The organism is uncultured Algoriphagus sp., from assembly GCF_963974835.1.
Lineage (GTDB): Bacteria > Bacteroidota > Bacteroidia > Cytophagales > Cyclobacteriaceae > Algoriphagus.
On the sequence record NZ_CAXBET010000001.1, the window covers coordinates 376327 to 395224 of the forward strand.

General features: G+C 40.0%; 18 protein-coding genes. 4 read left to right on the top strand and 14 right to left on the bottom strand.

Features of this window, described 5'->3' with window-relative positions:
- Nucleotides 1-110: 110 nt before the first annotated feature.
- Both atpD and AACZ73_RS01710 read right to left on the bottom strand, forming a co-directional pair.
- On the bottom strand, nucleotides 111-1613 hold the full coding sequence (gene atpD / locus AACZ73_RS01705) for a F0F1 ATP synthase subunit beta (RefSeq protein ID WP_339874830.1): 1503 nt from the start codon (nucleotides 1611-1613) through the stop codon (nucleotides 111-113).
- A gap of 333 nt (nucleotides 1614-1946) precedes the next feature.
- Complete coding sequence (locus AACZ73_RS01710) at nucleotides 1947-2426, bottom strand: C40 family peptidase (RefSeq protein WP_339874832.1); 480 nt, start codon at nucleotides 2424-2426, stop codon at nucleotides 1947-1949.
- 106 nt (nucleotides 2427-2532) lie between these two features.
- On the opposite strand from AACZ73_RS01710, the gene AACZ73_RS01715 reads away from it, so the two are divergent.
- Nucleotides 2533-2772: a hypothetical protein gene (locus AACZ73_RS01715; protein ID WP_091692516.1), complete on the top strand. Its 240-nt coding sequence runs from the start codon at nucleotides 2533-2535 to the stop codon at nucleotides 2770-2772.
- Between the two features lie 117 nt (nucleotides 2773-2889).
- Here the strand turns inward: AACZ73_RS01715 and AACZ73_RS01720 are convergent, their stop codons facing one another.
- A complete protein-coding gene (locus AACZ73_RS01720) occupies nucleotides 2890-3609 on the bottom strand; it encodes a hypothetical protein (RefSeq protein ID WP_339874835.1) in 720 nt (239 codons plus the stop codon).
- Nucleotides 3610-3710: 101 nt separating this feature from the next.
- On the bottom strand, nucleotides 3711-4466 hold the full coding sequence (locus AACZ73_RS01725) for a hypothetical protein (protein ID WP_339874836.1): 756 nt from the start codon (nucleotides 4464-4466) through the stop codon (nucleotides 3711-3713).
- A 213-nt stretch (nucleotides 4467-4679) separates the two neighbouring features.
- Here AACZ73_RS01725 and AACZ73_RS01730 point away from each other — a divergent pair, with 213 nt between their 5' ends.
- Entirely contained in the window at nucleotides 4680-5666 is a 987-nt protein-coding gene (locus AACZ73_RS01730; RefSeq protein WP_339874837.1) for a D-alanine--D-alanine ligase, read from the top strand.
- 128 nt (nucleotides 5667-5794) lie between these two features.
- Here the strand turns inward: AACZ73_RS01730 and metK are convergent, their stop codons facing one another.
- Together metK and AACZ73_RS01740 are read right to left on the bottom strand one after the other, a co-directional pair.
- Nucleotides 5795-7048, bottom strand: a complete 1254-nt coding sequence (metK, locus tag AACZ73_RS01735; protein ID WP_339874839.1) for a methionine adenosyltransferase — start codon at nucleotides 7046-7048, stop codon at nucleotides 5795-5797.
- A gap of 225 nt (nucleotides 7049-7273) precedes the next feature.
- Nucleotides 7274-9340: a helix-turn-helix domain-containing protein gene (locus tag AACZ73_RS01740; RefSeq protein ID WP_339874841.1), complete on the bottom strand. Its 2067-nt coding sequence runs from the start codon at nucleotides 9338-9340 to the stop codon at nucleotides 7274-7276.
- 233 nt (nucleotides 9341-9573) lie between these two features.
- On the opposite strand from AACZ73_RS01740, the gene AACZ73_RS01745 reads away from it, so the two are divergent.
- Nucleotides 9574-10131, top strand: coding sequence for an ankyrin repeat domain-containing protein (locus tag AACZ73_RS01745; RefSeq protein WP_339874843.1), 558 nt, complete (start codon nucleotides 9574-9576; stop codon nucleotides 10129-10131).
- A complete protein-coding gene (locus AACZ73_RS01750; protein WP_339874844.1) occupies nucleotides 10131-11195 on the top strand; it encodes an acyltransferase family protein in 1065 nt (354 codons plus the stop codon). Before AACZ73_RS01745 ends, AACZ73_RS01750 begins: the two co-directional genes overlap by 1 nt.
- 34 nt (nucleotides 11196-11229) lie before the next feature.
- On the opposite strand, the gene AACZ73_RS01755 is transcribed toward AACZ73_RS01750, so the two are convergent.
- The 8 genes from AACZ73_RS01755 to AACZ73_RS01790 all read right to left on the bottom strand — a co-directional run bounded on the left by AACZ73_RS01755 (nucleotide 11230) and on the right by AACZ73_RS01790 (nucleotide 18788).
- Nucleotides 11230-11805: a bifunctional precorrin-2 dehydrogenase/sirohydrochlorin ferrochelatase gene (locus AACZ73_RS01755; protein WP_339874846.1), complete on the bottom strand. Its 576-nt coding sequence runs from the start codon at nucleotides 11803-11805 to the stop codon at nucleotides 11230-11232.
- Between the two features lie 155 nt (nucleotides 11806-11960).
- A complete protein-coding gene (cobA, locus tag AACZ73_RS01760) occupies nucleotides 11961-12731 on the bottom strand; it encodes a uroporphyrinogen-III C-methyltransferase (RefSeq protein ID WP_339874848.1) in 771 nt (256 codons plus the stop codon).
- Nucleotides 12728-14827, bottom strand: a complete 2100-nt coding sequence (locus AACZ73_RS01765) for a nitrite reductase (protein WP_339874850.1) — start codon at nucleotides 14825-14827, stop codon at nucleotides 12728-12730. Before AACZ73_RS01765 ends, cobA begins: the two co-directional genes overlap by 4 nt.
- A gap of 60 nt (nucleotides 14828-14887) precedes the next feature.
- Nucleotides 14888-16144: a GTP-binding protein gene (locus tag AACZ73_RS01770; RefSeq protein ID WP_339874852.1), complete on the bottom strand. Its 1257-nt coding sequence runs from the start codon at nucleotides 16142-16144 to the stop codon at nucleotides 14888-14890.
- 79 nt (nucleotides 16145-16223) lie between these two features.
- Nucleotides 16224-17123, bottom strand: coding sequence for a sulfate adenylyltransferase subunit CysD (cysD, locus tag AACZ73_RS01775; protein WP_339874854.1), 900 nt, complete (start codon nucleotides 17121-17123; stop codon nucleotides 16224-16226).
- Between the two features lie 220 nt (nucleotides 17124-17343).
- A complete protein-coding gene (locus AACZ73_RS01780) occupies nucleotides 17344-18048 on the bottom strand; it encodes a phosphoadenylyl-sulfate reductase (protein ID WP_339874856.1) in 705 nt (234 codons plus the stop codon).
- Entirely contained in the window at nucleotides 18023-18295 is a 273-nt protein-coding gene (locus tag AACZ73_RS01785; RefSeq protein WP_339874858.1) for a DUF2061 domain-containing protein, read from the bottom strand. Before AACZ73_RS01785 ends, AACZ73_RS01780 begins: the two co-directional genes overlap by 26 nt.
- 76 nt (nucleotides 18296-18371) lie before the next feature.
- On the bottom strand, nucleotides 18372-18788 hold the full coding sequence (locus tag AACZ73_RS01790; RefSeq protein WP_339874860.1) for an Rrf2 family transcriptional regulator: 417 nt from the start codon (nucleotides 18786-18788) through the stop codon (nucleotides 18372-18374).
- Between the last annotated feature and the right edge of the window lie 110 nt (nucleotides 18789-18898).

Below are 18898 nucleotides of genomic sequence, written 5' to 3' on the forward strand. Positions count from 1 at the left end.
AGACTCATATTCTAGTAAGTAGAGATAAAAGTCAACATTGAATTATTTTCATGTTGTTAGTTATTGGTTGTTGATTTCGAAAAACTAACAACTTACAACCAACAACTAATTTACCTAACTTCTGCCATCATTTTCTCTCCCTTAGCAATTGCATCTTCGATGCTACCTACTAGGTTGAAAGCTCCTTCAGGAAGGTGATCCAACTCACCATCCATAATCATGTTGAAGCCTTTGATTGTATCTTTGATATCAACCAATACACCCTTCAAGCCTGTAAATTGCTCTGCTACGAAGAATGGTTGTGATAAGAAACGTTGAACTCTTCTTGCTCTGTGTACGACTTGCTTATCTTCTTCAGAAAGTTCTTCCATACCTAAGATTGCAATGATATCCTGCAATTCTTTATAACGCTGAAGAATCTCTTTCACACGCTGAGCGCAATTGTAATGCTCATCTCCAATAATGTCCGCAGACATGATTCTTGAAGAGGACTCCAAAGGATCCACAGCAGGGTAAATTCCCAATTCTGCGATCTTACGTGAAAGTGAAGTGGTTGCATCCAAGTGAGCGAAAGTCGTCGCTGGAGCTGGATCCGTCAAGTCATCAGCAGGTACATATACCGCTTGAACAGATGTAATTGAACCACGCTTAGTAGAAGTGATACGTTCCTGCATGGCTCCCATTTCAGTAGCCAAAGTTGGCTGGTAACCTACTGCAGATGGCATACGTCCAAGAAGTGCGGACACTTCGGAACCTGCCTGAGTAAATCGGAAGATGTTGTCGATAAAGAATAGGATATCTTTTCCTGCTCCTTCGCCATCTCCATCTCTATAATATTCTGCTAAAGTCAAACCTGTCAAGGCAACTCGTGCACGTGCCCCTGGAGGCTCGTTCATCTGACCGAAAACAAATGTTGCTTTAGAGTCTTCCAGTTTTTTCAAATCAACTTTAGAAAGATCCCATCCACCTTGTTCTTCAAGGCTGTGGACGAAGTCATCACCGTAAGTCACGATGCCTGACTCGATCATTTCTCTCAACAAGTCATTTCCTTCTCTTGTTCTTTCACCTACACCTGCAAATACAGACAGACCAGCATACGCTTTCGCAATGTTGTTGATCAATTCCTGAATCAATACAGTTTTACCAACACCAGCACCACCGAACAAACCGATCTTACCACCTTTTGCATAAGGCTCGATCAAGTCAATTACTTTAATACCTGTGAAAAGTACTTCTGTAGCAGTAGAAAGATCTTCAAAACGAGGAGCAGATCTGTGAATAGGAAGTCTCTTACCAACTGGTATAGCAGGCAAACCATCGATAGGTTCTCCAACCACATTGAAAAGACGACCTTTGATACCTTCACCTGTAGGAACAGAAATAGGTTCACCAAGATCTCTTACCTCCATGCCACGAACCATCCCTTCAGATGAGTCCATTGCAATAGTTCTCACTCGATCTTCGCCCAAGTGCTGTTGAACTTCCATTACGACCACTTGGCCATTTTCTTTGGTAACTTCTACCGCATCAAGGATGTTAGGAAGCTTGCCGCCTTCGAAGGAAACGTCCACTACGGGCCCGATCACTTGAGTTATCTTTCCAATATTTGCCATTTGATAATTGAAATGTAAAAAGGATATGCTTTTTGAATTCGACCGCAAAATTAACCATTAATGCCTAAACCCAAAGGATATTTGGAAAATTAATCTTCGATCGTATCAAATTCAATGGTTAGTCCAAAGATTTTATCAATACCTGACAATGAAACTCTTACTCAGATCTAGTTAAATTATGCAAGTCAGCAAATTTTATAATATTAAAATACACGAGTTATTGACTTTCTGCAAAAGCTAGACATTTCATTCTTTCTTAAGGTTTAAAACCTAATAAGATATTAACACTTGTTCTTTAATCGAGCCTTCCCAGAACTCTAGGGTAAAAAGAAATCAATCCAATATTCGTCTCGCGAATAAAAATGCCTTTGACCAGTAATTATTACTCAGGTAATCTTCCGAAACACCAAGAGAAGATGAGGAATGAATAAAGCGTACATCCCCACGAGAAGTTTCAGTCACTATTCCAGAATGCGTGACTTGCTTTTTACGCTTTCCAGTGGCGAAAAATAACACATCGCCAGGCTTGATCTCATTCGTTCGAATACTTTTCCCCATTTTACTTTGATCCGTCGAGATTCTTGGCATCGTAATTCCAACAGAGTAAAAAGAATGGTAGACCAATGCAGAGCAATCCATTCCAGCACGTGTAGTTCCGCCATAACGATAGGGTGTGCCTGTATAGCTTCTAGCAGTCTTAATAACAGTATTAAATGGTTCTGAGGCAGCTTTCTTTTTGGAGGCGCAAGAAGTAGCTAGCATTAATCCCAAAACGAGAAAAAAAGCGGTGAAACGGAATTGTTTGCGCTGCATAGTGGTTTTTATTCCTTCAAGTATAAGACGAAGTCTATCAGGAATCAACCTTTTTTGATCAAAAATGAGAATCGTTTTGGTAACTTAACGAACGAAACCAAAGAATATGAGCAAAGAAGAATTCGCCAACCTTCCTTTTCACAAAAAAATAGCCACCCTCTACACAGAAGGCACATTTGTCGTGGGCATACGGTATTACAAGCATAAGGTAAATTTGTATTTGCTGGAAAATGAATACGTCGAAGTTTTCTACAACCACAAACAAGACAAAATCGATAAGATTGACTTTTTACCTCGAGATCATACAAGGATGAAGTTCTATCTCGATCAGATTAAGTTAGCGTAGTCATTCCCGCAGATATTCTCAGAAAAGAACCCTGGCCTACGCTAATCTTTTAATCCAAAAGCTTGATGTAAATATCTGAGTAAGTTATCTGCGGGGAAGAAATGCGTTTCGACAATCCTAATTTTCAAATTCTCCCTGATAAAAATCCTCTCTGTACTTAAATCTTGCAGTTCCTTTCATTTGTCCTGACTGTGGAATAACATCACTCCCTGAAGCTTCCATAGTAAGATCGAAATCAAATATTACTTCAATTTTCCTGACAGGTTGACCTGAGATATTTTCTTCTATCCCTTCGATGACATCCATTACTTGCACTCTCCCCCCATCCAAAGGATCTGGATTGAAGTGTATATAATTATAGAATTCCTTAATATTTGAATACTGAAAACTTATGTTAGTAATCGAATTATATGTAGGATCGGATATAGCTTTATTCTTTTCTTCCAAAAGCTTGCTTAAAACCAATTCATAAGGATATTCCTCATTGAAAAGCGCTTTTAATACTTCCGCTGAATATTCATTAACGATAATAGGCTCAGAAAAATCAACACTTGGAAGCTCAACAGAAAGAGTCAACCCATTTTCAGGATTACGGATTGATAAAATATGTGCTCCACCCATTTTTAATACTCCGTCTGCCTCCATTTGAGAGGAAGTAGTCAGCCCATTAGAAGAACGAATATCAACCTTGCCAAACTCAAGACCATTTGGTAAAATCCCTTCAAATCCTACTGATTGAAGACGAAATTTAGGTTCAGGATCCTCAGAAGAATTGCAACCGAAGAATAAGAGACCACCAAAAACATACACTAAAGAATAAAGCTTACTGAGTTTCATAGGAGTTGGGTTTAAGTAATGTATTTAGAAATTATTAAAATTTTCAACTAATTCGTTTATAAGAAAGAATGATAAAATCCATTAAGAATTTAGCATTAATATCATTCCGCCCATTCTGGAATAAACTCTTTGAAAGCTAAGATCAATCTGCCTTCAATAGGGGGGCTTAGTACCAGACCTTCACCACTTTCAGTTTTGTACATATTCACTTTCAGTTCAATCTCTACCACCAACAATCTTTTTTCTTCTCCCCTAGCATTCTTATAAAAGCCCTCTTGCTGGCGGACTACTTTAAAATAATTATCGCTTGGGTCTTCCTGATCGTCCACAGGATAAAAAGAATTATACAAACCTGATTCATAAGTAAACTCAATGCCGGGCGAAGCGTAGAAAACTTTGAACAAATCCGATACTACTTCTCCGCCCTCCTCCAAATCATCGATTTTCTTATCTCCTATGCTGAGAACCTCTTTAACTTTTTGATAAGAATAAATTTCTTCAAAAACGGCTTTTGATTTAAAGCTATCATCGGCAACATCCGACCATTTAAGTTCTGGAAGTCTCAAAGAAATTTTAAAATCTCTAGTTAGATCATTTAAATGCATGTAATGGGAAGCCACATTTCCTTCAGATACCTCTCCATTAAAATCAGGATCATTTCTATAACTAAATGCCAAAGGTTCACTATTAGCTTCGTAATCTGATGGGAAACTGACTGTTTGGCCGTCGGGCAAATTCCCTTCAAATCCCACCGTTTGGAGTAATAATCGAGGTTCGGGATCAGTAGAAGATTCGCAACCAATGAATAAGAGTCCGCTAAAAATATAAATGAAATAAAAAAGCCTAGAGATTTTCATTAAAAATTGGGTTTAAAGTCAGAATAATTAACAACTAAACTACATACGAATACAAATAATAATTCGCTACAAAACAATTGACAAAACTTAATTATAATCATAAACAACCAGGCAATAAATTATTTCATCCCTAAAATAAACGCCACAACTTTAATTTTTTGCTTCTCCCTTCCCTGAAAATTCAAGTAATTCGCAATGTTAAGTAAAATAACTATGAAGAGAAAAATAGCCTTAGTGACAGGTGGATATACTGGAGAATCTGTGATTTCTCTTAAAGGTGCAGCTGTGGTAGAGAAAACTATCGACCGTAATCTTTACGACGTTTACAAAATCCTGATTTATCCCGGAGATTGGCATTTTTTTTCTGCCTCAGGAGAAAAAATCCCAGTGGACTTGAACGACTTCAGTATAAGAATCGGTGATGACAAAATCACCTTTGACGGAGTGTTCAACATCCTTCATGGCTCACCGGGAGAAGATGGCAAGCTAGCAGGCTATTTCGATATGATAGGGCTTCCTTACACCACTTGTGATCAGCTGAGTTCAGCCATTACGATGAATAAAGGGTATACAAAAGCCATCGTAGATGATATCGAAGAACTGCACATTGCTAAATCACTTCAGCTTTTTGAAAACTCTGCTAAAAACCTAAAGCGGGTACAAGATGAACTGACTTTGCCTCTTTTTATCAAACCAAATAATGGAGGAAGCTCTATCGGTATGAGTAAAGTTAAAACCTGGGAAGAATTGCCTGAAGCTTTGGGAAAAGCTTTTGCCGAAGATAAGCAGGTGCTGGTAGAGGAGTTTGTCTCAGGGCGGGAGTTTTCTATTGGCTGCTATAAAGGTAAAGGAGAAATCACTGTTCTTCCTGCAACGGAGATTGTAAGCAGCAAAGAATTCTTTGATTATGAAGCAAAATACGTTGCCGGAGTGACAGAGGAAATCACGCCAGGAAGAATGTCTGATGAAGAAGTTGCCCGTGTAAATCGGATAATTGCAAAGATCTATGAAAAATTAAACTGCAAAGGTGCGATCCGAGTAGATTACTTCCTTCAAAATGAAACAGGCAAATTTTACTTTATCGAAGTAAACACTGTTCCAGGACAAACTGAAACCAGTTTGATTTCACAGCAAGTGAAAGCTATAGGAATGGAAGTAAGGGAATTCTACACTGAGTTGATTGAGGAGATGTTTATTTAAGACATAAGTAGTTAGACATAAGGAGCTAGATTGACACTTCCTCGCATCTCAGAATCTTGAATTGAGAATTCTAAAAATCTTGCTACTAAAAATAAAGGCTTCCGATTTAAAATCGGAAGCCTTTATTTTTAAAGTCCAAACTTGGATTTAATCGTATCCACGTAGTCTAGTTTTTCCCAAGTGAACAACTCCACATCGAGTTTAATCTCATCTCTATAAGGAGAGACGAACACTTTGGTTACTACTTCATTTTTTCTACCCATGTGACCATAAGCAGCCGTTTCTTCATAGATAGGATTTCTCAGTTTCAGGCGTTGTTCAATAGCATATGGACGCATATCGAAGATTTCTTCAATTTTCTTCGCAATAGCTCCATCATGCATATCGACTTTGGCCGTTCCGTAGGTATTAATATAAATACCCATTGGCTTGGCAACTCCAATCGCATAAGAAACCTGAACCAAAACCTCATCTGCAAGACCTGCAGCGACCATGTTTTTGGCTATGTGACGCGTGGCGTAAGCTGCAGAACGGTCAACTTTTGAAGGATCCTTGCCAGAGAAAGCTCCTCCACCGTGTGCACCTTTGCCTCCATAAGTATCTACGATGATTTTTCTACCTGTCAAACCTGTGTCACCATGCGGTCCACCTATTACAAACTTACCGGTAGGATTGATGTGATATTTTATTTCTGAAGTGAAAAGCTTTTGTATTTCCGGTTTTAGCTTAGCAATTACTCTTGGTATCAAAATATTGATGATATCGGATTTGATTTTAGCGAGCATTTTCCCTTCCTCATCAAAATCATCATGCTGAGTAGAAACCACTATTGCTTCTATACGCTGAGGCACGTTATCGTCAGAATATTCTATAGTTACCTGAGCTTTGGAGTCAGGCCGGATATAGGTAATATCTTTATTCTCTCTTCGGAGCTCTGCCAATTCGCGAAGGATCATGTGTGATAGATCCAAAGCCAAAGGCATGTAGTTTTCAGTTTCATTGGTGGCATAACCAAACATCATTCCCTGATCACCTGCACCTTGCTCTTCCGGACTCTGACGAACCACACCTTGATTTATCTCTGAAGATTGCTCATGAATAGCTGAAAGTACTCCACAGGAATTCCCTTCAAACATGTACTCGCTCTTAGTGTAACCGATTCTGTTAATCACGTCACGGGCGATTTTCTGCACGTCAAGGTAAATGTCAGAATTCACCTCTCCAGCCAAGAATACCTGGCCAGTCGTCACAAGCGTCTCACAAGCTACTTTGGAATTTGGGTCGAAGGCTAAAAAATTGTCAATTAACGCGTCAGAGATTTGATCTGCGATTTTATCTGGATGCCCCTCAGAAACAGACTCTGAGGTAAATAGATATGCCATAAATATAAGTTGGTAATGCGTTATTTAAAGGAAGCCCAAAAATACGGGAACTGGAGGAAATAAAAAACTGGAAGTCTAACAATACCGGGAATTTGAGAATCTGCCCGTATGTGACTATTGGCAGACCTATTTCATTCAAGACTCCGATCATCCTTCCTCGAACTTCCAACCACAAAAGCAATTAAGTTTACTGACTTCGGATAATCATAAAATTTATTCCCAATGCTATAACAGTTCCTCTTCCTCCAGCTGCAATCGGATTTTACTATTGTTATCCCAGAACTTTTTATCGATTTCAGCCCAGATTCTTTTGAACTCCGGGTTGTGTTTAAACTTATCTATGATTGGATCTTCGGGAAGAAATAAAACTACCCAGAACAGGATATTATCCTCTTTTTCAAAAAGCTTCAGATACTCAAGTGCTTTATCAAAGTCCTCCATATAAGCATAGTACATCGACAGTCCCAAAGTCCTATAAATAGTTTGATCTCCTTCAATATATTCTTTATAACTCTGTATGAACTCACGGCTTTTTTCGGGAAGTCCTACTTTTTCATAAGTAATGCCGATAATCATGTTTTCATGTACATAGACATCAAGCTTTCGTTGTTCCCGAATTCGATCTAATCGCTCGTAATAAAAGTAGGCAGAATCATATTCCCGTAGGTAATAGCTGACTTTTCCCAAATCCTGCAGGATATCAATTCTCGAAGTGTCTTTAGAAAACTCCGCTTTCAACTGATTTCGGGTTTCGCGTAGATCTTTGGTTTTGGCATAGCTTACAAATGCTCTTACATAGCCTGCAAATGCATTATCGGGAAAATATGCCCGAGAACGATCAAGATATTCCAGCGATTCGTCTACGAAACCTGCCTGAATCAGACCATTCCCCAGTTCCAAATAACGGTAGCTTGCGGATGCAGAATCCATTGAAGCAATGTCCAAACGCAAACCTTTTATCGCGTATTCCAGGTATTTCCCGGTATTTGGCATGTAAACGCCATAATAACTTGCCAGTAAAATAAGTAGTTGGGCAGAATTCGGATTGTACTCCAATCCTTTTTCCAGATATGGAAGAGCTTTGCTAAAATCCTTTTTCAGCATGTAATAAAGTGCTTTGGCTCTTAAACTCTCATCCAAGGTAGGATCATAAAGTATTGCCTGATCTGCATTGACCGCCATCTCTTCCAGATAAACTTTTTCTTCCCGAAAGACATCATGATAATACATCGCCACAGCAGTGTATGCATATGCCAAAGCGAAAGTTTTATCCTCATTGATGGCTTCCTTGAAATAATCTAATGAAGAAAGAAGATTGTCATCTCCGCCTTCATTTAAGAGATTCAAACCTTTTAGGAAAAAATCGTAGGCTTGCAGGTTTTCTGTGGGAACTTTCTCAATCCGATTTCGCTCTTCAGGCGTGATGATCACTTGGATTTTCTCGGCAATATCCTTTGATATTTCCTGCTGGAGGGCAAAAATGTCGCTCACTTCTCGCCTATATTGCTTGCTCCAAAGATGCTTGTCACTAGCTCCATCGATCAGCTGAATATTCAGCACGATGCTCTCACCAATCTTTTGTCCGCTTCCTTCGATTAGGAAGCTGACCTGAAGTTCTTCGGAAATCTCAGGAATGGACTTAGTACTTTCCCTGTATTTCTCAGATGAAGTACGGCTAAGTACACGCAGATCTTTGATTTTTTGGAGATTGTTCAGCGTGGCATCCATCAGGCCATTGATGAGATAGACATTGCTCGAGTCTGCACTATCATTTTTGAAAGGCAATACAGCAATTGATTTTTCCTTTGCGACTTGCTCCCCAAAAATCTCAGAATTAAATGCCCACCAAATCGCAGCCAAAAGCACCAACCCAATGGTAGCCAAAATCCAATAAAAGCCCTTGGATGATTTTGATTTCGAACCCTCTTCTTTAGGGACTACAGGGTCAACAACGACATGCTTATTTGCCTCTCCCGGAGGAAAACCATAGTACTCACGAAAGCATTTAATAAAATACGAAGGACTATTGAATCCAACTTGGTGGGAAACTTCCGAAACGTTAAGGGTTGAATTTCGAAGCATCTCCATAGCTCGTTCCAACCTGATTTGGTTGATTAACTGACTTACGGAAATGTTAACTGCCTTTTTGACCCTCCTGAGCAGATTAGATCGGCTCATGTTCATAGCCTCGGCTAACTCAGCTACTCCAAAATCCTCCTCTGCGATATGTGATTCTACTATCGCAATTAGCTGATTCAAGAATTCTTTGTCCTGTGGAGAGCTCGTGACCATACAGTAAAACTAGAGGAAAATCCTAAGAATAAACATTGCTTCGGAAGATTGCATAGTCATTTTTTCACCTATCAAAAGCTAGCGTAAATAGCTTTCTGCATCATAATTTATACTGGTGCATCATAATTTATATCGGTTTCCTGATCTCTTATGCATTTGTGAGCAAGGCTATTTAGTACTGCGCTGCGCCTTGATTTTACTTTGTCATAAATAAAAATCAAATGAAAACTTCTATGAAAACATCAATTTCAATTTATCGACTAGTTGCACCTGCACTCCTTGTTACACTAATTATAATGGCTTCCTGCGCTTCTTCTACAGAGAAAAAAGCAGACGCGCCTCAAGTAGATCTGCAGACTGCAGTAATAACCAATAACCTTGAAGCAATCAAGGGGCATATAGCTGCCGGCAGTGATTTGAATGAAAAAGATCCATTTGGGGGGTCGAGTCCTTTGATTACAGCAGCTGTATTTGGGAAGCCTGAAGCGGCCAAACTTCTAATTGAAGGAGGAGCAGACATCAACTTCCAAAACAACGATGGGTCTACAGCACTAATTTCAGCGGCGTTTTTTGGCAGGCCAGAAATCGTCCAAATGCTTTTGGAAAAAGGCGCGGACAAAACCATAAAAAATAAATACAACACCACTGCGCTGGATAATGTGTCTGCTCCATTTGCTGCTGTAAAGGATGTGTATGATGTGATGGGCAATTCTCTAGAACCTATGGGTCTAAAACTGGACTATGCATATCTAGAGAAAATTCGTCCGGAAATTGCCAAAATGCTCCAGTAATGCAGGAAGAATTTCAGCCTACTTCAGCTAGGAGATATGATATTGATTGGATTCGAGTGATAGCAATCGGCTTACTTTTGATATATCATATTTCCATTGGCTTTCAGTCTTGGGGCCGAATGATAGGCTTCATCACATCCCCAGAAGCCTTAGACAAACTATGGCTTGCCATGTCTCTTCTGAATGTTTGGAGAATTCCTTTACTATTCTTTGTCTCAGGTATGGGGGTTTATTTCGCCATGCGAAAGCGTAGCTGGAAGCAATTGATCGGTGAGCGTACTTATAGGATTTTGCTTCCTTATGTATTTGGAATGTTTGCGATAGTTCCGTTGCATATTTTGATATTCAGCTACTATTATGATATGTCTCTGAACTACGTCTGGGCACCTGGCCACCTGTGGTTTTTAGGTAATATCTTTTGTTATGTCATAGTATTATCACCACTTCTGTTTTACCTAAAGCAAAATGAATCAGGAAAGCTGGCCAGATGGATCAAAAAAATGCTCAGTAATCCTCTAGGGTTGCTGCTCGTATTGGCAGCGTTCATTGTAGAAGTCTTGCTAATTAAGCCGGTTCCATTTGAATTATATGCCATGACTTGGCATGGCGTCTTTATTGGTATTCTGGCTTTCTTCTTTGGATTTTGCTTTGTGCTCAGTGGAGAGCCTTTCTGGAAGATGATCAGAAGATGGCGTTGGATCTTTGTGGCAATTGCGTTGGGCTTGTATCTCTTCCGAATGATTCAATTCGGCCCCCTAACTCCGGTTTATTTACTGGCAGCAGAATCACTTTGTTGGATTCTGACAGTATTTGCGTTTGGAAGCATGTATCTGAACAATCCTGGAAAAGCCTTAGCTTACCTCAGCCAAGCTGCTTACCCAGTATATATTCTGCACATGGTTTTCTTGTACTTGGGTTCAGTTTTGATATTCCCTTTACCGCTTCCCACGATAGCCCAGTTTGTCCTTGTATTTAGTTTTACTCTATTCGGCTGCTTTGGCACGTATGAACTGATCAGGAGGTTGAAGTTTCTTAGGCCTCTGTTTGGCTTAAAAATTAATTAAAAAATGGGCTCTGATTAATCTCAGAGCCCATTTTTTAATTTTTCTTTACCAACCCCTCAGTAATTTCATTCATTGCTTTCACTTTGTATTCGAAATCCCCTTTGAGAGTTTCACGGTAAGCATTTAAATTATTAAGCAAATCATCCAATTCCTCCGGTAGCACATCTTCCAATAATTGTCGGAGGCGCTTTGCCGCTGTAGGGGATTTGCCATTGGTACTAATGGCTATTTTCAAGTTTCCTTTAGTAACGATTCCTCCCAAATAGAAATCACATAATTCCGGAGTATCAGCTACATTCACCAACAAAAAGCGTTCTTTAGCTTCGTCTCTAATCTGCCGATTTACAAGTTTATCATCAGTGGCGGCAATTACGATATGCTTCCCGCCAAGATATTTCTCATGGTAAACATCCTCTATCAAAGTCACAGAATCAGTAGTCGAAGCTAGATCAAGGAAGGGCTGCGAAAATTCTCTAGAAACTGCAGTTACCTGAGCATTGGGACTTGATTTTAAGAGGAATTCCAACTTTTCCGTACCCACATTTCCTCCTCCGATCAGGAGCACGTTGAGTTCGTGAACTTTGAGAAATATGGGGTATAGGTGATTCATAAGGTTTGAGATTAGAAATATCAAATTTGAGATTTCCTGAAATTCAATATTCAGAATTTATTATTCCATGTTCGAAATTAAGTGATAATGCCAGAATGTCCAGAAGTCAAAAACCTGTAGAGATTTCTTGCTTCGCTTCGAAATGTCCTAACACCTCAATGGTTGTACTTAACTACCTCGCGGTACACTTCAGGCAATTTCATGCTTTCACGAACAACATCGCCAATTATAATGATTGCAGGGGCTTCAACTTTATTCTCAAAAGCTTTTTGCTCAATGTCACCAATGTATCCAGCAGTGATCTTCTCATCTCTTGTAGTGCCACTTTGTATAATGGCAATTGGTAAATCAGCCTTACCAAACTTCCTATAAACTTGAGAAATCTCAGCTAATTTCCTGGTGCCCATTAGTACCACAACAGTTGCTGTAGATTGCGCTGCAAGTGCCAAATCTCTGGAAAGTTCACCCGAAGAAGTGGTTCCAGTAATGACCCAAAAGCTTTCTGAAACCCCTCTTTTTGTCACCGGAATTCCAGCTGATGCAGGAACGGCAATTGCAGAAGTAATCCCTGGAATCATCTCAGTAGGAACACCAAATGCCTCAATATATTCGATTTCCTCTGATCCGCGTCCGAAGACGAATGGATCTCCTCCTTTAAGACGAACGACATGTCCATGCTTTTTTGCCAAGCTGACGCAAAGCTGATTGGTGTCATCCTGAGGAAAAGAATGCTTTCCTACTCTTTTCCCTACAAATATTTTAAGTGCAGATTCAGGTGCGTGATCAAGTAGAACAGGATCAATTAGCGCATCATATAATATCACATCTGCTTTGTTCAATGCAAGAACAGCTTTCAGCGTGATGAGTTCAGGATCTCCTGGACCAGCTCCTACCAGCGTTACTTTTGGTTGAATGACAGGTTTCATGCAGTGACTTCCTCCTCACGGTAGCTTTTCAGCAAACCGTAGATTTCCAAGGCCTGTGCTCCATAAGCATTTGCAAAATCTTCAGTAGGCTCGTTTTGATTGATCTGATAAATCTTTTCGGAGAAGGTTCCTCCTAAATTGATTTTCCCTGTTGCAATAAACGCTTCGTCAAACTGTGCGATAATATTTGCGTAAGAATTCGCACTTAAGCTCTCACTTAATAAAATTGCTTTCGCAGCATTGATTAAGCCTGCATAGTGATGATAAATGCTATCTGACCAGCGACCCTCTTCCAGACATTTTTGAGCGATATCGATTTTCTCTTTTGCTTCCAAAAGCAAGGTAGCTACCAAGTCAAGTACCACACCGGCACATTCACCCACACCCACTGCAATTTTATATTCTTCTGTATTCCCCCAATCCACGTAGTCGGCAGGAGTCACCGTAGAAGCATCACCCAGTTCTTTCAATAATTCATAGAAATAGATCTGACCTTTTTCGTCGTAATAGCTTAGGAAATCCTGACCATTTGCATTAGCTTCAAAATCATCCAATAAGATTCTCAATGCCTGAGGACCTCTTTTACTTGGGATTTTTGTCACTTTATCTGCAAAACGTCCATTTCCATCACCCATATTTCCACCTCCAAGCAGTACTTGAAGAGCAGGAATAACAACTTTTCCAGATTTCATAGACATTCCCTGAAAGCCAATATGCGCCATATTATGCTGACCACAAGCATTCATACAGCCTGAGATCTTAATCACTAAATCTTGATTTTTCAGGTATTGGGGATATTCAGCAAGTATTACTTTTTCTAGTTCCGCTGCAATTCCTGTTGAACTGGCAATACCAAGGTTACAAGTATCTGTACCTGGGCAAGCGGTGATATCACCCAAAGAATTATAACCGGCAGAAGCCAAACCGATTTCCTTCAGCTCTTTGTAGAAATATGGAATCAAATCCTCACGGACATCCCGGATAAGGAAGTTTTGACGAAGAGTAAAACGTACCTCAGCATTTGCGTACTTCTCTACCAAATCTGCCAGTTTTCTTGCTTGATCTGTATAGAAATCTCCAAGAGGAACTCTTACACCCACCGAGACAAAGCCTTTTTGCTTTTGTGGCAAAATATTGGTGAGTTTGAAATGCTCAAAATCCAAACCTAGCTCCTCCTCTACAGGAGCAGCAGGAGCATCAGGAAGCGATTGTGAAGCTTCGTACGCTTCAAAGTCAATTGGATATGACTTGAATGGAAGTGCTTTTTTCTCATTTTCCACCAATTCTAAAAAAGCTTCCAAACCAAGATCTTTGATTAAGAATTTCATTCTAGCTTTCATTCTTTTTGCCCGCTCTCCATGGCGATCAAAAATCCGGATCACCGATTCGGCAAAAGGAATGATTTGGTCAGCTTCCACAAATTCTGAAAACACATCCGCATGACGTGGCTGGGATCCAAGTCCTCCACCTAGCATCACTTTGAATCCACGAACTGACTGGCCATTAATTACTTTAACTTTGGGAATAAAGCCTAAATCGTGCAAGTAACTTAGCCCAGTGTCATCATCTGAGGAGGAAAAGGAAATTTTAAATTTTCTACCCATTTCCTGAGAAATAGGATTTCTCAAAAAGTATTTGAATACCGCATTTGCGTAAGGAGTCACATCAAATGGCTCATTTGGATCAATGCCGGCAGTTTCGGAAGCAGTGACGTTTCTGACAGTATTACCACATGCCTCACGGATAGTGACATCGTCGCGCTCCAATTCCGCCCACAGTTCAGGCGTACGATCCAAACTCACATAATGAATCTGAATATCCTGACGCGTGGTGATATGCAATCTACCTGTAGAATATTCGTCAGAGACTTTACATATCCTGCGCAACTGATCGGAAGAAACTCGACCATATGGCAATTTGATACGAATCATCTGCACTCCAGGCTGTCTCTGTCCATATACACCGCGTGCCAGACGAAGGCTACGGAATTTCTCCTCGTCGATTTTTCCTGATTTGAAAAGAGCAATTTTCTTTTCTAAATCAATAATATCTTGTTCTACAATATGATTTTCTAGTTCGGTTCTAAAGCTTTGCATGGCGGTAATAGGTTTGTGGTTTGGAGTTGAGTTAAAGGTTTATTCCTAAACCAAATTGGATTATTCGATAAATCCAACAGAAACGGTATCGTACTCCGCTTCATCTATTAGGATAAAGCTTCCATTAGATTTATTTGACTTATAAGGGTCAAAATGAATTGGCTTATTCAGGCGGAAATGTACACGTCCGATATCATTCAACTTGAGCGAATGCGCATGTTCACTCCCAGTGAAATCAGTGTGAATTCTGGATTCAATCTGATCGACTTTCGCCATTACACGATTCACTCCGTGCTGTAGTATGTATTTTTTGCCAACTGTCAGGGCCTTGCTGTTTACTTGACAAATCGTAGCGGTAATTTGCTTTTCACTCCGTGGAACTGCCGAGCTTTTTACCAACATGTCCCCGCGACTCAAATCAACTTCTGTTTCCAGTGTGATTGCAATAGAGCTTCCTGGAGCGGCTTCTTCAATTTCCTGATCGAAGTAGTGAATGCTTTTGATTTTGGAAATATTCAACGAGGGAAGAAGCGTCACTTCATCTCCAACTTTCAAGCTTCCACCATAAAGCATTCCAGAGAAACCTCTGAAGTCATGCCAAGCTTCCGTTTTTGGGCGAATTACATATTGCACTGGGAATCTCGCAACCGAACTTGGCTCAAGATCCGCTGGCTCAAGTACTTCCAAATGATCTAGAAGTGTATTTCCCACATACCATGGCATCTCATCTGATTTGCGAGCTATATTTTCGCCCTTCAAAGCTGAGACCGGTATAAAAGTGATTTGATCTTCTGCAAAATCAGATTTGGCTACCAAAGCGTCAAAATCAGCTTTGATCTTTAGATATACTTCTTCATCATAATTGACCAAGTCCATCTTATTGACAGCTACAACCACATGGCTGATTCGAAGCAGGTTGGCAATAAAGAAGTGTCGGTATGTTTGCTCGATTACACCTTTTCTTGCGTCAATCAGGATGATCGCCACTTGAGAAGTGGATGCGCCAGTTACCATATTTCTTGTGTACTCCACGTGGCCAGGTGTATCAGCTACTATAAAGTTTGTCTTCGCAGTATTGAAATAAATATGAGCAACGTCAATGGTAATGCCCTGTTCACGCTCAGCCACCAATCCATCAGTTGCCAAGGAAAAATCCAAGTAATCGTATCCTCGTTGCTTAGAGCTACGTTCGATTGCTTCGATTTTATCTGTGGTCAGCGACTTAGTATCGTATAGTAATCTACCGATTAGCGTGCTCTTGCCATCATCGACCGAGCCAGCAGTAGCGATTTTTATAAGTTTTCTATTTTCAGACATTTTATTCAGTTTTTAGTTGATAGTGAATAGACCATGGTGATGTCTACTTTGTACATGGTACATTGTACTTAGTACTTTTCTAAAAGTATCCGACTTTCTTCCTCGTCTCCATAGCTGCTTCGGATCTTTTATCATCGATTCTGGCACCCCGCTCGGAGATAGTAGAATCTCTGATTTCACCCACAACATCATCCAGAGATACAGCTTCCGAAAGCACAGCTGCAGTACACGTCATGTCACCCACTGTCCTGAAGCGAACCATTTTCACGAATACTTCTTCATGAGCCTCTCTAAACACATGTTCATTCGCAGTCCAGATCATGCCATCACGGAGAAATACTTCCCGCTCATGCGCAAAATAGATCGATGGAATCTCGATATTTTCAGTTTTGATATATTCCCACACGTCCAATTCAGTCCAGTTTGAGATTGGGAAACATCTAACGTTTTGACCATTATGGATTTTTCCATTTAGCATATCAAATAGCTCTGGTCGCTGATTTTTCTCATCCCATTGCCCAAAGTCATCTCTTACCGAGAATACTCTTTCTTTTGCTCTGGCTTTTTCCTCATCTCTTCTCGCACCTCCGATACATGCATCAAATTTGAATTCTTCGATGGCATCCAAAAGAGTAGTTGTCTGAAGGGAATTTCTACTGGAATATCTTCCTCGCTCTTCTCTTACTTTACCTTGATCGATAGCATCCTGCACATTTCTGACAATCAACTCTAACCCTAATTCTTCCACCAGTCTATCCCTGAATTCTATGGTCTCAGGAAAATTGTGCCCCGTGTCCACGTGCAATAATGGGAAAGGAATTTTCGCTGGATAAAAGGCTTTTTGAGCCAATCTAACTAGAGTAATCGAGTCTTTTCCTCCGGAAAAAAGTAAAACCGGACGCTCAAACTGCGCCGCCACCTCACGGATGATATGAATCGATTCTGCTTCCTTTGGATTAGGTATTAATAGGTTGTTCATGATATTTATGATTTACGAAGTGCGATTTACGAGGTCAAACTGCACTTCAAACTATATCTTCTATTTAGCTTTTCTCTTTAATTGTCTTCGCCTTCGCTCAGACTGACATCGGTCTTATGCCTTAATTCTAATTTTTTAATGTCGAATGATGAATTCTCAATGATGAATATCGAAGCGTACTCAGCTCACCTTACATCGGTCATCAGACACCAAACATCTGTTACTTAGCATGCAAGCCACACTCTTTCTTTGAGTCTTCCCACCACCAGCGGCCTGCGCGTGCATCCTCACCTTCCATAATGGCGCGAGTACATGGAGCACAGCCAATGCTGATAAATCCTTTGTCGTGGAGTGGATTGTATGGAATATTTTTTTCATCTATGTATGCTATCATATCATCAAAAGTCCAATCCAGTAATGGGTTAAACTTCAAAATCTGATTCCCTTCGTCCCATTCTATGCGTTTCATCCCAGACCTGTTCTGAGACTGCTCGGCACGAAGGCCAGTTACCCAGACTTTGTTGCCAGCTAGAGCTCTTTTTAAAGGCTCCACTTTTCTTACAAAGCAGCACGATTTGCGGTTTTCAACAGAGTGATAAAAGCCGTTGATTCCAATCTCCGAAACCAGTTTTTCAACAGAATTGGTAGTTGGATAATACACTTTGATATTTTGCTTATACTTAGCTTCGGTCCTGGAAAGCAAATCGAGTGTTTCAGGAAAAAGTCTCCCAGTATCCAAAGAAAAGATCGAAATCGACAAGTTAGCCTCAGCTATCAATTGCGTGATAACCTGATCTTCCTGACCCAATGAAGTAGAGAAAGTTACTTTTCCAGGAAATAAATCCGCAATCAAGGATAGTCCTTCAAGTGCACTCAGGTCACTTAACTGAGCTTCTAACTCATGCATATTCTTCTCGAGTGTCATCAGCTTTTACTTTAGGTACAGATTCCCAAATTCTTTCATGGAAATAAAACAGAATAATTTTGGAAAAGACTTCCACAGAACCGATTGAAATTGCCATAACCAATTCTCCAGTTACAAAATAGGAAATGATCATGGTGTCAATGGTACCGACAATTCTCCATGAGATAGACTTCAGCAAGCTCTTCGCATTGCTATCTTTTCCCGGCTTGCTAGCAAAAAGCTTTTTAAGTGGTTGGTCTAAAATCATACTAGGATTATTACGAGAGTAAAACACAAAAGTATATAAACCCTATAAAATATATAGGGTTTATGACAAAAAAATTTTATTTCTCTTTGAGAATGTCTTCTAATGTTTTGTTTTCCAGTATTTTAAGTGTCTCATCACGAACTTGAACCATCACTCGGTTTATTCCGCAAACTGCCTCATTTTTACACTCATCACAAGGTTCGTAATAGTTTAAGCTCACGCAGGGAAGTAAGGCTATAGGTCCATCCAGCAATCGGATCACCCTCGATAGGGGAATATCTTTAGGCTCTTTAATCAAGTAGTATCCTCCACCCTTTCCTTTTTTACTTCCCAGCATTCCTGCTTTTTTTAGTTCCAAAAGGATATTCTCCAGAAACTTATGTGAGATCCCGTGCTCTTCAGCAATCTCCTGGATCAGAACAGTTTTTTCATCCTTGTGCTTGCCTAAGTAGGTTAAGGCATGTAGGGCATATTTAGTCTTTTTAGAAAGCATTGACAAAAATAAGTTATTTCGGGCAATACCCTAGTATGGTACTAGGCTTTTATAAATATGACAAAAAAAACGGGTATGAAATAATACCCGTTTTAATATTTGTAAATAAT

Bases quoted from the DNA above. Each gene is read 5' to 3' on its own strand.
- atpD (WP_339874830.1), bottom strand. From the start codon at position 1,613: ATGGCAAATATTGGAAAGATAACTCAAGTGATCGGGCCCGTAGTGGAC.
- AACZ73_RS01710 (WP_339874832.1), bottom strand. From the start codon at position 2,426: ATGCAGCGCAAACAATTCCGTTTCACCGCTTTTTTTCTCGTTTTGGGA.
- AACZ73_RS01715 (WP_091692516.1), top strand. From the start codon at position 2,533: ATGAGCAAAGAAGAATTCGCCAACCTTCCTTTTCACAAAAAAATAGCC.
- AACZ73_RS01720 (WP_339874835.1), bottom strand. From the start codon at position 3,609: ATGAAACTCAGTAAGCTTTATTCTTTAGTGTATGTTTTTGGTGGTCTC.
- AACZ73_RS01725 (WP_339874836.1), bottom strand. From the start codon at position 4,466: ATGAAAATCTCTAGGCTTTTTTATTTCATTTATATTTTTAGCGGACTC.
- AACZ73_RS01730 (WP_339874837.1), top strand. From the start codon at position 4,680: ATGAAGAGAAAAATAGCCTTAGTGACAGGTGGATATACTGGAGAATCT.
- metK (WP_339874839.1), bottom strand. From the start codon at position 7,048: ATGGCATATCTATTTACCTCAGAGTCTGTTTCTGAGGGGCATCCAGAT.
- AACZ73_RS01740 (WP_339874841.1), bottom strand. From the start codon at position 9,340: ATGGTCACGAGCTCTCCACAGGACAAAGAATTCTTGAATCAGCTAATT.
- AACZ73_RS01745 (WP_339874843.1), top strand. From the start codon at position 9,574: ATGAAAACATCAATTTCAATTTATCGACTAGTTGCACCTGCACTCCTT.
- AACZ73_RS01750 (WP_339874844.1), top strand. From the start codon at position 10,131: ATGCAGGAAGAATTTCAGCCTACTTCAGCTAGGAGATATGATATTGAT.
- AACZ73_RS01755 (WP_339874846.1), bottom strand. From the start codon at position 11,805: ATGAATCACCTATACCCCATATTTCTCAAAGTTCACGAACTCAACGTG.
- cobA (WP_339874848.1), bottom strand. From the start codon at position 12,731: ATGAAACCTGTCATTCAACCAAAAGTAACGCTGGTAGGAGCTGGTCCA.
- AACZ73_RS01765 (WP_339874850.1), bottom strand. From the start codon at position 14,827: ATGCAAAGCTTTAGAACCGAACTAGAAAATCATATTGTAGAACAAGAT.
- AACZ73_RS01770 (WP_339874852.1), bottom strand. From the start codon at position 16,144: ATGTCTGAAAATAGAAAACTTATAAAAATCGCTACTGCTGGCTCGGTC.
- cysD (WP_339874854.1), bottom strand. From the start codon at position 17,123: ATGAACAACCTATTAATACCTAATCCAAAGGAAGCAGAATCGATTCAT.
- AACZ73_RS01780 (WP_339874856.1), bottom strand. From the start codon at position 18,048: ATGACACTCGAGAAGAATATGCATGAGTTAGAAGCTCAGTTAAGTGAC.
- AACZ73_RS01785 (WP_339874858.1), bottom strand. From the start codon at position 18,295: ATGATTTTAGACCAACCACTTAAAAAGCTTTTTGCTAGCAAGCCGGGA.
- AACZ73_RS01790 (WP_339874860.1), bottom strand. From the start codon at position 18,788: ATGCTTTCTAAAAAGACTAAATATGCCCTACATGCCTTAACCTACTTA.